The following is a 13,923-nucleotide window of genomic DNA, read 5'->3' on the forward strand; positions in this document are numbered from 1 at the left end:
GCTCCTTTTTTGCTGTAGGTTTCAGTAAGGGTCAGCGAAATATTCCGGGCGTGCTGAACAGCAATGTTTTGCTCCGCACTGGCCGGGGGCGCAGACTTTCACAGGTAAACAATGCTGGACGCTCGATCAGAAATCCTTGGGCAAAGTCCACTCCAATTTCCCGCAATGCCTCTTCAATTTCCGGTGTCTCGACAAACTCGGCAATGGTGCGCTTGCCCATGACATGACCAATGTGATTGATCACTTCGACCATAGCTCTATTGATGGGATTGTCGAGCATGTCTTTGACAAAACTTCCGTCGATCTTCAAAAAGTCCACGGGCAAGTGTTTGAGGTATGCAAACGACGACATTCCGGCACAAAAGTCATCGAGTGAAAACTGGCACCCCAGGCTTTTCAATTCATTGATGAAACGAATTGCACTTCCCAGATTGGCGATGGCGCTGGTTTCGGTGATTTCGAAGCAAATCGATGAAGGTGCGATTTCATAAGTGCGAAATTGCAGCTTCAGGTATTCAAGAAATGCATCGTCACCAATACTGGAACCGGACAGGTTGATCGCACAGACCACCAGCGGGCCGTCGTAGCTTTTATCCTCGGCGCATTGCGCAATGATCTTGAACACGTTCTGCACCACCCAGCGATCCAGTGTGGTCATCAAGCCATAGCGTTCGGCGGCCGGGATAAAACTGTCGGGCTGGATCATCCGCCCGGACTCGTCACGCAACCGCAGCAGGATCTCGATATGTCCCGCCTGGCCGCCGCCTTGGCTGATGTCGGAGATTTCCTGGGCATACAGGCAGAAGCGGTTTTCTTCCAGGGCCAGATGCAAGCGCTGGATCCAGGCCATCTCGCCGAAACGCACGGAGACCTCTGAATCGTCTGCGTGATAGACCTGCACGCGATTGCGGCCCTTTTCCTTGGCCATGTAGCACGCCATATCAGCGGCGCGCAGCGAAGCCTCAAGGGTGGTTGGAACATGGGAGATATGCACCAGGCCGATGCTGACGGTGGTGACAAACGGCCGGCCTTTCCAGACAAAATGCAGGCTTTGCACGGTCTGGCGCAGGGTTTCGGCGATCTTTTCCGCCAGTAGCGGCGGGCAGTCTTCCAGCAATATGCCGAACTCGTCGCCGCCCAGTCTGGCGAGGGTGTCGCCTTCACGCAGGCTTTGCTGCAGCAACGCGCAGATATGCCGCAACAGCTCATCACCCGCCGCATGCCCGCTGGTGTCGTTGACCAATTTGAATTGATCAAGATCCAGGTACATCACCGAATGCCGATTCGGCTGACGGGTCAGACCGATCAGCGCGAGATCCAGACGCTGCTCGAACTCCCGTCGATTGGCGAGACCGGTCAGCGCATCGTGGGTGGCCTGCCAGGACAGATTGGCAATGTATTGGTGCTCCTGCGTCATGTCGTGCAGCACCAGCACGGTACCGCTGATATTGCCATCGGTCTGGATCGGTGAACCCACCAAAGCGACCGAGACCGTGCTGCCGTCGAGCCGCTGAATCAACTTGGAATGTTCGCTGCCGCCAATCAATTTGCCGCTGAGGATGCGCTCGATCAGGCTATGGCTGTCCTTCTGATCATTTTCGTCAAGCAGGCTGAATAACGCCGCCAGAGGCAATCCGCTGGCCTGGCCATTCTTCCAGTGCGTCAACCTTTCAGCCGCCGGGTTCATGTAGACGATCGAGCCTTCGACGTCCGTCGTGATGACCCCTTCGCCAATGGATTCCAGGGTGATTTGCGCCCGTTCCTTCTCGATCTGCAATGCATCGGCAAATGCGTGTCGCTGGGCGAGCAGCTTGTCGGTTCGCAACAAAGCCAGAATGATCAGGACCACGGCAGTCGCAAGATTGACGATCAATAACAGCCGCAGAATACTCCTCGATCCTGCGCCCAGCGCGTCGCTGAAGGCTTTCGCCGTAGGCGTCACATTTTCATTGATCGTAATGATATCGGTTCGCCAGCGCACGGCATCGCCGTAAGTGGCTTCGCCCGAGTTGATGCGCTCATGCATCTGGTGCGCAATATCATCCAGTTGCGTCAAGTAGTCGTCGCCTTGAACCCACAGATCCACGGCCTTTTGCATATAGCCATAGTGCTGAAAATTCAGGTACAGCCAAATGATTCCAGAAACATCGTCGGGGTCGTTGCCGCCCTGCAAGATGCCTTGCCGCGCAAGATCGAGTGCCGGCTTGGGTTGGTCCAGTGCCAGTCGCGCCAGATGGCCGCCCTTGGGCACGGCGATGGCTTGTTGATAGTTGAGATAGTCGAGCTCGTCACGGCTGTTGGCGTAAAGACTCAGGTAAAAGATGGCGTCCTTTTGCCCTTTGGACCAGAGGCTCTCGCCGGCGACATAGCTGCGCACGGCTGACAGCGTGTACAGGCTGACGCAGCCAAGCAAAGCCTGGAACAACGCAACAGCAATAAATGGCCAGACGACCCCCAGCAGCCGGGGCTTTTCGAGTATCCGCTTTTGCCTCATGGTTTCCCTTTCATAAGCGTTAGCGTTGCCAGATGCTCAACAAGCGGCCTGATCAATTTCATCCTTGCCTCAGACTAGGCTAATTCCATGAAAAGGTCGGAGGATTTTCTCAACTATGAAACAGGCCGGCGCCACGCCGCGATCATGACGCAGCGCCTGATAAAGAAGACGGATCAGGAGGACGTTAGTTCTCGGTATTGTTTCGGGAAAATCCTGAGCGCCGCTGAATCGGCGTGCGTCAGATATGTTGCAGATGCCCGTAAAGCCTGGCGTACAGTCCGCCATCGGCAATCAGCTGTTGATGAACACCCTCTTCGGCAATACTGCCGCCATCGAACACCAGCACCCGATCCGCCTGTTTCACAGCTGACAGGCGGTGCGCGATGATCAGCGTCGTGCGCCCGTGAAGGAAGCGCGACAAGGCTTGATGCAGGCTGTATTCAGTCGCGGCATCCAGCGCCGAGGTGGCTTCGTCGAGGATCACCACCTTGGGGTCGGACAACACCATTCTGGCGATGGCCAATCGCTGGCGCTGCCCGCCCGACAAGCGCACCCCGGAACGCCCGACGATACTGTCCAGCCCATCGGGGAAGGCGCGAATCGTCGGCGCCAGTTGAGCAATCTCCAGCGCCCGCCAGCAGGCTTCGTCGCTGCGCTCGCGGCCCATGCTCAGGTTGGCGCGCACCGTGTCGTTGAACAGCGCGGGATGTTGCAGAACCACTGCGACGTTTTCCCGGACAGTTTCCAGACCGATTTCCTCCAGGCTCGCCCCACCGAAACGGATCGTGCCGGATTGCGCCGTGTACAGCCCCAGCAGCAGTTGCACCAGCGTGCTTTTACCGCCGCCACTGGCACCCACGATGGCGACTTTCTCGCCGGGGGCGATGGTCAGGTTCAATTGGTCCAGAACATTCTCTTCGCCATAGGCGAAACTCAGGCCGCGAATTTCAACGCCGACGGTTTCCTGCTCCGCAAACGGATCGACACCGCCCGGATATTGCGGCTCGTCGGCGCGAGCCAGCAACTCGTTGATCCGCGTCAGTGCGCCGCCAGCGGCGTACCAGGCGTATTGCAGATTCAATAATTGCTCGACCGGACCGATCATGAACCACAGGTAACTGAACACCGCGAGCATCTGCCCGATGGACAAATCGGAAAACAATACTGTGAGCATCGCTGCGGCACGAAAGATATCGATGCCGAACTGAAACAACAGCCCGCTGGCACGGCTTGAAGCATCGCTTTTCCATTGCGAGGCGATGGCGTAATCGCGAACTTCCTGGGCGCGCAGCCCAAGCCGTCCGAGAAAGTAGCCCTGACGATTGCCGGCGCGAACTTCCTGGATCGAGTCCAGGGTTTCAGTCAGGGCCTGGGTAAAGCGCGAGGTGCTGTCGTTTTCCTGCTTCTTCAGATGCTTGACCCGCTTGCCCAGCTTGACCGTGGCATAAATCACCAGCGGGTTGAACAGCATGATCAACAGGGCAAGCTGCCAGTGCATCCACACCAGAATCCCCGCAGTTCCGGCCAGGGTCAGCATGGCAACCAAAAAGCGGCTGAGCGTGTCGCCGATGAATTTGTCCACGGTGTCGAGATCGGTGACCAGATGCGTGGTCACGGTGCCACCGCCGAGGCTTTCATATTCACCCAGGGATATCCGCTTGAGCCGCTCGATCAGCCGGATACGAACCCGGTAGACGATGTCCTTGGACAACCGGGCGAAAAGCCGTGCCTGAATGACGTTGAACACCAGCGCACCCAGGCGCAGGCACACCGTGGCGAGCAGCATCAGGCCGATATAGCCGACCGAGGTTTGCAGGCTGCCGGGCAGGAAGTGGTTCATGAATTTGAGGGCGCTGTCACCATGCCCGAGCAGCACCTCATCCACCAGCAACGGCAGCAGCAATGGAATCGGCACGCTGCACAAGGTCGCCAGCACCGCTACGCCATTGGCGATCCACAAAGCTTTTTTATGGCGCGTGGCCAGACGTCGAATTTCTGCCCAGCTCAGCCGATCAATGCGCCCGGACTGTTCGCTGCCAGGTTGCTCGGGTTCATGCACAGGCGGCACGCTCCAGCCATCGACCGAGCAGCGGCGAGAGATCTTCCAGGGATTGATAACCATTGGTCAGCAACGCCAGCTGACCGTTGCGCTCAGCCAGCAAGGTCGGAAAACCGGCGATACCGAGGTCCTGGACCCAGGCAAAATCAGCAGCCGTCGCGGCATGCTGCTCAGCGCTGTCGAACGCCTCGGCGAATTCAATGCGTGGCAAGCCAGCCTGCTCGGCCAGTTCGGTCAGCAACGCGGCCTGGGTTACATCGCGGCCATCAAGATAGAACGCTTGTTGAATGAGTCTGACCAGGCGCCACGCGCTGTCCGGATCAAGGCTGCGCGCAGCCACCACCGCCCGACAGGCAGGCTCGGTGTCGTAGACAAAACCATCAGGCAACGCATCGTCAAACCGAAAGGGTTGCCCGGTGGTTTGCGCCACGGCCTGCCAGTGTTCGAGGATATACCGACGGGTTGCCGGCTCCAGCGCGGCACCGCTGCCGGTGCGCAACCCGCCCATCACCAATTGCAAGGTCATGCCACCCGCCTGCGCCTGCTCCACCAGCGCCTTGGCCACATCGGCAAAGCCCCAGCACCAGGAACACATCGGGTCCATCACATAGAGCAGACGAGCAGACATGGATCAAGCCTCGGTTGGCAGGCGATAGTTACGGCCGATAGGGTGTGGCTGATTGCGCTGCTTCGCCAGTTCGATCTGCTTCTGCCGATCGATGGCGCTGCGGCGGGTTTTCTCGCTCAGCGTGTCCCAGCAATGCGGGCAGCTGATACCCGCAGTGTAATGCTCGCTGGCGCGGTCTTCGGCATTGATCGGCGTACGGCAGGCGTGACATTGATCGTAGTCGCCTTCGGTCAGGTCGTGGCGCACGGTGACGCGATTATCGAAAACGAAACACTCGCCACGCCACAGGCTTTCTTCCTGAGGTACTTCTTCCAGATACTTGAGAATCCCGCCCTTGAGGTGGAAGACCTCGCCGTAGCCTTCGCCGAGCATATAACTCGAGGCCTTTTCACAGCGGATGCCACCGGTGCAGAACATGGCGACTTTCTTGTGCACCGCCGGGTCGAAATGTTCCTTGATGTACTCGGGAAACTCGCGAAAGCTGGTGGTCTTCGGGTCGACGGCGCCTTCGAAGGTGCCGATGGACACTTCATAGTCGTTGCGGGTGTCGATCACCAGCACTTCCGGATCGCTGATGATCGCGTTCCAGTCCTGCGGATTGACATAGGTGCCCACGGATTTGTTCGGGTCCACGCCTTCGACGCCCAGGGTGACAATCTCTTTCTTGAGCTTGACCTTGGTGCGGTAGAAGGGTTGCTCGTCGCAGTACGACTCTTTGTGATCGATGTCGTCCATGCGCGGGTCGTTCTTCAGCCAGGCCATCAGCCCGTCGATGCCTTCACGGCTACCGGAGACGGTGCCGTTGATGCCTTCTTCGGCAATCAGCAACGTGCCTTTGATGCCATTGTCGACCATCGCCTGCAGCAGCGGTTCGCGCAGGGCAACGTAGTCGCTGAGCGTGACGAATTTGTACAGCGCGGCCACGACGATCGGTTGAGTCATCGGCTGTTGTGTCATGTGCTTCTCCAGGTGGCGACCCTCGCAAAGGGCCTACCGGATCAAAATTCAGAATGAAAAACGCGCCGACAGAGCGGCGCGTGCGGATTCTAGCAAAAATCAGGGTTAATCCGGTAACCCCCGTCAGTCGACGGTCAATGACCACCCGCGCAGGTCGGCGAGGCAGGTGCGGCACCGGCTTTAGCCCATTCTTGCGGGGTAAAGGTGTGCAGCGCCAACGCGTGGAACTCACCCATCAGGCCGCCCAGAATGCCGTAGACCTTCTGGTGACGCTTGACGGCGTTGAGCCCCTCGAATTGCTCGCTGACGATAATCGCCTTGTAGTGAGTCTGCTCACCGCGACTGTGCATGTGGCTCTCGTCGAGCACTTGCAGGTGCTGTGGCTGAAACACGGCCAGAGCCGATTCGATTCGCTTTTGCATGGTCATGACAGGTCTCGCCCGATCAGTCGGTTAAGGCTTTTTGGCTGGAGCAGGAGCTGCCTTGGCAGGTTCCAGTTCCGCAGTCATGTCAGCCAGCAGCTTGTTGACGACAGGCACTGCGCTTTCCAGTTTGCTCTGGGTCAGCTGAGCCGACTGCTGAGTCATCTCAGGCATCTTGGTCAGTACTTTCTTGCCCAGTGGAGACTGGTAGAACGCAACCAGATCCTTCAACTCGCTTTCGGTGAAGTTGGCGGTGTAGAGCTTGATCATGTCGGGTTTCAGCTTGTTCCAGCCGATCGCCTGATCCAGCGCTGTGTTGGCTTTGGCCTGATAGGTTTCAAGCAACGCTTTTTTCGCTTCAGGGGCTTTGGTTTCGGCAAAGCGCTGCGCAAACATCTGTTGCACTTGCATGTAGACCGGGGTGCCCAGCTTGTCAGCATGAGCCAGCTTGAGGAACGTTTCGGCACTGGCGTTATGGCTGGCGGTATCGGCAAGAACCTGGCCGCTGGCACAAGCCAGTACAACCGCAGTACAAATGGCACGAAGACGGGTCATCGAGTTTCCTTTCTAGCAGGCGAGGCAATACCTCAAGGCCGACCATTCTGCGCCCATGTCCGCTTTTGGCTCAACCCCTGACGCGCCGAGCGGTTAAAAACGCTAATTAGGGAACCCAATATGGATACCAAAGCCTAAACTTCGCATTGATGCGCACTGAACTTTGAGGAGTGAACCCGTGAGTCGTACTGAAACTGACAGCCTTGGCCCGATCGAAGTCCCCGATGACGCCTACTGGGGAGCACAGACTCAACGTTCGCTGATCAATTTTGCGATTGGCGATCAGCGTATGCCCTTGCCGGTACTGCACGCCCTGGCGCTGATCAAGAAGGCTGCGGCCCGGGTCAACGACCGTAATGGCGACTTGCCCGCCGATATTGCCCGACTGATCGAGCAGTCCGCCAATGAAGTGCTGGCGGGCGAGCACGACAGCCAGTTTCCCCTGGTGGTCTGGCAAACCGGCTCTGGCACGCAGAGCAACATGAACGTCAATGAAGTGATTGCCGGGCGCGCCAATGAGCTGGCCGGACAAGGCCGTGGCGGCAAGACGCCAGTCCACCCCAACGATCACGTCAATCGCTCGCAAAGCTCCAACGATTGCTTCCCGACGGCGATGCACATTGCTGCCGCCCAGGCAGTGAAAGAGCAGCTGCTGCCAGCGATTGCCGAGCTGTCCAATGGCATCGCCGAGCAGTCGGCGCGGCATATGAAACTGGTCAAGACCGGCCGCACGCACATGATGGACGCGACGCCGATTACCTTTGGCCAGGAGCTTTCCGCGTATGTCGCGCAGCTCGATTATGCCGAGAAAGCCATTCGCGCCACCCTGCCTGCGGTCTATGAACTGGCCCAGGGCGGTACGGCGGTCGGTACGGGCCTGAATTCGCCTCATGGTTTCGCCGAAGCGGTTGCCGCTGAACTGGCGGCATTGTCCGGCCTGCCCTTCGTCACCGCGCCCAACAAGTTTGCGGCGTTGGCCGGTCATGAGCCGCTGACGGCGTTGTCCGGCGCCCTGAAAACTCTGGCCGTGACCTTGATGAAAATCGCCAACGACCTGCGCCTGCTGGGCTCCGGCCCACGTGCCGGTCTGGCTGAAGTCAGACTGCCAGCCAACGAACCCGGCAGTTCGATCATGCCCGGCAAGGTCAATCCGACTCAGTGCGAAGCGCTGTCGATGCTGGCCTGCCAGGTCATGGGCAACGACGTCACCATCGGCTTTGCCGCGAGCCAGGGCCACTTGCAGCTCAACGTCTACAAGCCGGTGATCATTCATAACCTGCTGCAATCCATTCGCCTGCTCGGCGACGGCTGCAGCAACTTCAACGAGCATTGCATCGCTGGCATGGAACCGGACGCGGAAAAAATGGCTGAACACCTGGAACGCGGCCTGATGCTGGTGACGGCGCTCAACCCGCACATCGGCTATGACAAGTCCGCACAGATCGCCAAGAAGGCCTACAGTGAAGGGCTGACGTTGCGTGAAGCGGCGCTGGCACTGGGTTATCTGACCGATGCCGAGTTTGATGCCTGGGTCCGCCCGGAAAAAATGCTCGAGGCTGGCAGCAATGGTTGATCCGAAAAGCGGCGCGACACCCCTGGAAGGGTATGGCAAACGCATCCTGATGATTTTCGGTACGCCGAAATCCGCAAGCTTCGGCCACGCGCTGGGCGAGGCTTATGCCTTGGGCGCGCGCAGCGAAGGTCATGTGGTGCGGATGCTCAAGCTGGGAGAACTGGACTTCGACCCCGTGCTGCATAACGGTTACGAACAAAGCCAGAATCTGGAGCACGACCTGCTCGAAGCCCAACGGGAGATCCATTGGGCCGAGCATCTGGTGTTTGTCTACCCGGTCTGGTGGGGCGGTTTGCCCAGCGTGCTCAGCGGTTTTCTTGACCGGGTATTGATGCCCGGTTTCGCCTTCAAGACCCACGGTCGCAAGCACATTTCCAACGAGTTGCTCAGAGGCCGCACGGCTGAGCTGTTGGTAACCATGGACACCCCGCCGCGCTATTTCCGCTGGGTATATGGCGCGCCGGCACATCGGCAGATGGTGCGTACCGTTCTCGCGTTCTGCGGGATCAAGACCAAGCGCCTGACTGAATTCGCTCCCGTACGCATCTCGAGCGAAGAACAGCGCCAGCAATGGCTGCGCCAGGCCGAAATGCTCGGGCGCAAATAGCTTATATCTATTCCAGTGCCAGCCTCGCCTTCCTTGCGCGCCATCCGGCAAGCATCGAAGGGCCGAGTGCGACCAGTGCCGAACCGGCCACCACCAGCACCGCGCCGCCGTAGCCCAGCAGGTTGATCTGCTCGGCTTGTACGTACTCGGGCCACAACCAGGCAGCGATTGCCACGCAAGCAAAAGTTACCAGCGGGGTCAGCGCCAACGTCGCACTGACGCGCGAAGCTTCCCAATGGGCCAGCGCCTCGGCGAAGGCGCCATACGCGACCAACGTGTTCAGGCAGCAGGCCAGCAACAGCCAGCCTTGCAACGGGCTCAGCTGCAACGCCTCGGCAGGATGCGCCCACGGCGTAACCAATAACGCGCAGAACAGATAGATCACCATCATGACCTGCACCGAATTCCACACGGTCAGCAACTGCTTCTGGCTCAGCCCATAGAACGTCCATACCACTGCCGCCAGGAACACCGTCAGCACGCCTGCGGTGTATTCGCTCATGGACGTCAGCAACTCGCCGAGGCGCTGGTTGAAGAACAACGCAAACCCGATCAACAGCACCGCCAGGCCCACGCCTTGCGCAATACTGAAACGCTCCTTGAACAGAAAAATACTGCTGATCAACAACAGGATCGGGCCCATCTGAATCATCAACTGGGCAGTGCCGGGGCTGAGCAGATTCAGGCCGATCAGATACAGCACGTAGTTGCCCACCAGCCCCAATACCGCCAGCAGGACCAGAATCTTTCCCTTGCGGCCCAGCACCTTGAAGCTCGGCAGGCGCTTGACGGATGCCAGCCATATGAACAGCAGCGATCCGGACACCAAAAGTCTGAACCACGTCACAGTGACAGGGTCCATCACTTGCAGCACTTGTTTGAGTTTGACGGGCAGGATGCCCCAGAGCAGCGCAGTCAACAGCGCCAGACATAGGCCGTAGATCCATCGGCCAGACGAGATGTGCATGAAGAATTCCCAGGCAAGTGCAAAGAGTGCAGGCGATCATTGTAGGCGTGGATTGGGACTCGGCACAGTTGCAGTTGAGCGCGCAATACGGCCAGAACTGTTTAGTCGGACTTCGCGCCGTGCAGTTCCCCAGATTCATTTTTCAGGAGGAGAAAACCATGTTCGGCAAGCGTGAGCAGGACCCGGCCCCCACCGTCCACTATCGCAGTGACCGGGTGACGCGGGTCAATGGCGAATATTTTTTCAGCACGCGGGAAAACACCCTTGAAGGTCCGTACCCCAATCGCACTGAAGCCGAGCGCGAAACCGAGGCTTATATTCAGCGCATGATGGCGTTGAAAGGCATCCAGCAAACGTCTCTTAATGGCTGATGCCTAGCCGTGATTGCGCGCGAACGTGTCGGCGCCCATCGCCTTGATCTGCCCCTCGATCAAGGCTTCGAACGGCGCCAGCAGCGGCGCGAATGACTGCGGTGCTTCAAGGATCTGCAAGGCGTACGTGATCGCTTCAAGGGTGGACAACGCATCCGGACCCGGTCCTTTGCGCAGTCGGTAACGGGACTCGGGCACTTGCCCCAGCGTGACCCGGGGCAACGCCGCCAGCAGCGGGTTGAGATGCAACAATTTGCGCGCCTTGCGCCATGTACCGTCCGGCACCACCAGCAACATCGGCAACGCGTCCTTGTCCTGCATGACCAATGGCTGGGCATCGTTGCCGGGAAATAACAGTCGTGCCTGATAACCAGGCGGATTGAGCAGCTCCTGCATGTCTTCAAAAACTTCACCGACCACCAACTGTGCGTTGTTCAAGCCCAGCGCCGCCAGCCGCCCGGTATTCAACGCATGCTGAACTTCACCGGGGTGCTGCAACACCAGCACACGAGTGCGGCTGTCCAGTTGCGGGATCAGCGCACACAGGCAATGGCTTTCGGGGCGCAGGCACCGTTCACAGCGCGGGCGGGACATCGGGGGCTCCTTGGAAGGATTGGGTCAGACAGGATTGAGCTGCGCTTTGAGCAGATCACGGAAAGTTTGAATCAACGGCTCGCGGCTGCGGCCCCGGCGCACGATCATCGAAAATGGCGCCTGATAACCGAAGGTCGCCGGCAACAACACGCGCAAGTGCCCCGAATCCACCCAGGAATGCGCGTAGTGCTCCGGCAGATAACCAATATAGGCGCCGGACAGCACCAGGATCAGCTGCGCCTCCATACTTTCCACGGTTGCGGCGCTGTGTTTGAAACCGTGCCGGGCCAGTTCTGCCTGGCTCCAATAGCCGCGCCCGACCATGCGTTGCTGGGCGATCACCGGCTCGGGAATACGCCGCTCGGCAAACAAGGTGTGGCGGTTGCTGCAATACAGCCAATGCTGCTCGCGATACAGCGGTTGATACAGCAGACCGTTCATCCGCGTGGAGAACGAACCGATGGCCAGGTCCAGCCGGTTATCCAGCACGCCGAGCTGCAATTCGTAAGGGCTCATCACCGACAGGTGTAAATGCACCGCCGGGTGTTCTTCGCTGTAGGCACCGATGACTTCGGCAAACGGCAAGGCCGGATCGCTCACCGTGGAGTCCAACACGCCGAGGTTGAGCGTACCGCGCAGCTCGCCCTTGAGTGCGGCGGCATACAACTCGAAGCCTTCCAGCTCACCCAGTAGACGCAGGGTTTCCTGATGAAACAGTTCGCCTTTGCTGGTCAGACTGAACCCGCCGCGCCCCCGATGACACAGGACGATACCCAGCGCCGCTTCCAGCTGGCTCATATACGTGCTGATCGCCGACGTGGAAAGGTTGAGTTCCTGCTGCGCACTGGCAAAGCCCTGGTGACGCACCACGCTGGCAAAAATACGCAGCAGTTTAAGATCGGGTAAAGCGCTGGCCATGGGGGTTCCTGGATTGCTGATCTGGCAACTGTAGGAGCGAATTTATTCGCGAAGAGGCCCGATCAGACACGACTTGGGTGAATGACACACCGCTTTCGCGAATAAATTCGCTCCCACGATTAGCTCGTCTCGCGGGTTTGACCCTGTCAATCGAAGCCGCGCAGCTTAGCTCAAAACCGCATTAGTTTCGAAATCTCTAAACTAAGTATTTCGCCCCAGCGATTGTTCCCTGCTGCCCCACTTCCCAGAATCGACGCATTCAAACCAACGATGAGGCAATCCCGTGGAAAAGATTTTTCACCAACCACTGGGCGGTAACGAAATGCCGCGCTTCGCCGGTATTGCCACCATGATGCGCTTGCCGCACCTGCAATCCGCGGCCGGTCTGGACGCTGCTTTTGTCGGCGTGCCACTGGATATCGGCACCTCGCTGCGCGCCGGGACCCGTTTCGGCCCGCGTGAAATTCGCGCTGAATCGGTGATGATTCGCCCGTACAACATGGCAACCGGTGCTGCACCGTTTGACTCGCTGTCAGTGGCCGATATCGGCGACGTGGCGATCAACACCTTCAACCTGCTGGACGCCGTGCGCATCATCGAAGAAGCCTACGACGAAATCCTCACCCACGACGTGGTGCCGATGACGCTGGGCGGCGACCACACCATTACCCTGCCGATCCTGCGCGCTATTCACAAGAAATACGGCAAGGTCGGTCTGGTGCATATCGATGCCCACGCTGACGTCAACGATCACATGTTCGGCGAGAAAATCGCCCACGGCACCACCTTCCGCCGCGCGGTTGAAGAAGGTCTGCTGGACTGTGATCGCGTTGTGCAGATCGGCCTGCGTGCTCAGGGCTATACCGCCGAAGACTTCAACTGGAGCCGCAAACAGGGCTTCCGCGTGGTTCAGGCTGAAGAGTGCTGGCACAAATCCCTCGCGCCGCTGATGGCTGAAGTTCGCGAAAAAGTCGGTGGTGGTCCGGTTTATCTGAGTTTCGATATCGACGGCATCGACCCGGCCTGGGCACCAGGCACCGGCACCCCGGAAATTGGCGGCCTGACCACCATTCAGGGTATCGAGATCATCCGTGGCTGCCAGGGCCTGGATCTGGTCGGTTGCGATCTGGTGGAAGTCTCGCCACCGTACGACACCACCGGCAACACTTCCCTGCTGGGCGCCAACCTGCTCTACGAAATGCTCTGTGTTTTGCCGGGTGTAGCTCACCGCTAGAAACACGTGTGGGAGCGAGCTTGCTCGCGAAAAAGCCAACGTATCCGTCGAAACTCTCGCAGTGAGTGACGTAGCATTCGCGAGCAAGCTCGCTCCCACGGTATTCAGTTTGATTGAGAGCCTGGAATTCAATGTGCGACCACAACAACGTACTGCAAGCCGCCGCCGATCTGGTGACGGCGTTTGCCAGCAATAAACGCCAAACGTATTTCGGGGCATTCAGCCCGGAAGCGACCTTTGTGTTTTACACCCTGGAAAAACCGCTGCTCAGCCGCAGCGCCTATCAAACGATGTGGGACAGCTGGCGGGAAGAGGGATTTGAAGTGCTGTCGTGCGTATCCAGCAATGCCCATGTCAGCGTCTATGGCGACGTGGCGATTTTTCTCCACGACGTAACCACCGAGTTGCGCGTAGCAGGCGAGCAAAGCATCAGCCAGGAACGCGAAACCATCGTGTTTGCCCGCCAGGCGTCCGGGAACTGGCTTGCCGTTCACGAGCATTTGTCAGCTATTCCCTAATAAAAAAGCAGTACTCCACAAGCACC

14 protein-coding genes are annotated in these 13,923 nt (G+C 58.7%); 5 read left to right on the forward strand and 9 right to left on the reverse strand.

Annotated features, from left to right (window positions below; genetic code table 11):
* Positions 1-31 precede the first annotated feature (31 nt).
* The 6 genes from AABC73_RS21525 to AABC73_RS21550 all read right to left on the reverse strand — a co-directional run bounded on the left by AABC73_RS21525 (position 32) and on the right by AABC73_RS21550 (position 7,115).
* Positions 32-2,494, reverse strand: a complete 2,463-nt coding sequence (locus AABC73_RS21525; protein WP_341520870.1) for an EAL domain-containing protein — start codon at positions 2,492-2,494, stop codon at positions 32-34.
* A 238-nt stretch (positions 2,495-2,732) separates the two neighbouring features.
* Entirely contained in the window at positions 2,733-4,616 is a 1,884-nt protein-coding gene (locus AABC73_RS21530; protein WP_341520871.1) for an ABC transporter ATP-binding protein, read from the reverse strand.
* Positions 4,546-5,148 (reverse strand): DsbA family protein, encoded by a 603-nt coding sequence (locus AABC73_RS21535; RefSeq protein WP_331150317.1) that lies wholly within the window; start codon positions 5,146-5,148, stop codon positions 4,546-4,548. Before AABC73_RS21535 ends, AABC73_RS21530 begins: the two co-directional genes overlap by 71 nt.
* 36 nt (positions 5,149-5,184) lie before the next feature.
* Positions 5,185-6,123: a rhodanese-related sulfurtransferase gene (locus tag AABC73_RS21540; RefSeq protein WP_341524301.1), complete on the reverse strand. Its 939-nt coding sequence runs from the start codon at positions 6,121-6,123 to the stop codon at positions 5,185-5,187.
* Positions 6,124-6,272: 149 nt separating this feature from the next.
* A complete protein-coding gene (locus AABC73_RS21545) occupies positions 6,273-6,566 on the reverse strand; it encodes a BolA family protein (RefSeq protein ID WP_341520872.1) in 294 nt (97 codons plus the stop codon).
* A gap of 24 nt (positions 6,567-6,590) precedes the next feature.
* Positions 6,591-7,115: a DUF2059 domain-containing protein gene (locus AABC73_RS21550; RefSeq protein ID WP_341520873.1), complete on the reverse strand. Its 525-nt coding sequence runs from the start codon at positions 7,113-7,115 to the stop codon at positions 6,591-6,593.
* 178 nt (positions 7,116-7,293) lie between these two features.
* On the opposite strand from AABC73_RS21550, the gene AABC73_RS21555 reads away from it, so the two are divergent.
* Positions 7,294-8,688 (forward strand): class II fumarate hydratase, encoded by a 1,395-nt coding sequence (locus AABC73_RS21555; RefSeq protein WP_341520874.1) that lies wholly within the window; start codon positions 7,294-7,296, stop codon positions 8,686-8,688.
* Positions 8,681-9,295 (forward strand): NAD(P)H-dependent oxidoreductase, encoded by a 615-nt coding sequence (locus AABC73_RS21560; protein WP_065832030.1) that lies wholly within the window; start codon positions 8,681-8,683, stop codon positions 9,293-9,295. Before AABC73_RS21555 ends, AABC73_RS21560 begins: the two co-directional genes overlap by 8 nt.
* A 7-nt stretch (positions 9,296-9,302) precedes the next feature.
* Here the strand turns inward: AABC73_RS21560 and AABC73_RS21565 are convergent, their stop codons facing one another.
* Positions 9,303-10,262: a DMT family transporter gene (locus AABC73_RS21565; protein ID WP_341520875.1), complete on the reverse strand. Its 960-nt coding sequence runs from the start codon at positions 10,260-10,262 to the stop codon at positions 9,303-9,305.
* A 158-nt stretch (positions 10,263-10,420) separates the two neighbouring features.
* Between AABC73_RS21565 and AABC73_RS21570 the strand changes: the two genes are divergently transcribed.
* Positions 10,421-10,633, forward strand: coding sequence for a DUF6316 family protein (locus AABC73_RS21570; RefSeq protein WP_341524302.1), 213 nt, complete (start codon positions 10,421-10,423; stop codon positions 10,631-10,633).
* Between the two features lie 3 nt (positions 10,634-10,636).
* Here AABC73_RS21570 and AABC73_RS21575 read toward each other — a convergent pair whose 3' ends face one another.
* On the reverse strand, positions 10,637-11,227 hold the full coding sequence (locus tag AABC73_RS21575) for a DTW domain-containing protein (protein ID WP_341520876.1): 591 nt from the start codon (positions 11,225-11,227) through the stop codon (positions 10,637-10,639).
* A gap of 24 nt (positions 11,228-11,251) precedes the next feature.
* Positions 11,252-12,145, reverse strand: coding sequence for a LysR family transcriptional regulator (locus AABC73_RS21580; RefSeq protein WP_065832034.1), 894 nt, complete (start codon positions 12,143-12,145; stop codon positions 11,252-11,254).
* Positions 12,146-12,428: 283 nt separating this feature from the next.
* On the opposite strand from AABC73_RS21580, the gene speB reads away from it, so the two are divergent.
* Complete coding sequence (gene speB, locus AABC73_RS21585; RefSeq protein ID WP_341520877.1) at positions 12,429-13,379, forward strand: agmatinase; 951 nt, start codon at positions 12,429-12,431, stop codon at positions 13,377-13,379.
* Between the two features lie 131 nt (positions 13,380-13,510).
* Positions 13,511-13,897, forward strand: coding sequence for a nuclear transport factor 2 family protein (locus AABC73_RS21590; protein ID WP_341520878.1), 387 nt, complete (start codon positions 13,511-13,513; stop codon positions 13,895-13,897).
* Positions 13,898-13,923 lie beyond the last annotated feature (26 nt).

The sequence above is a fragment of the Pseudomonas sp. G.S.17 genome (genome assembly GCF_038096165.1).
Lineage (GTDB): Bacteria > Pseudomonadota > Gammaproteobacteria > Pseudomonadales > Pseudomonadaceae > Aquipseudomonas.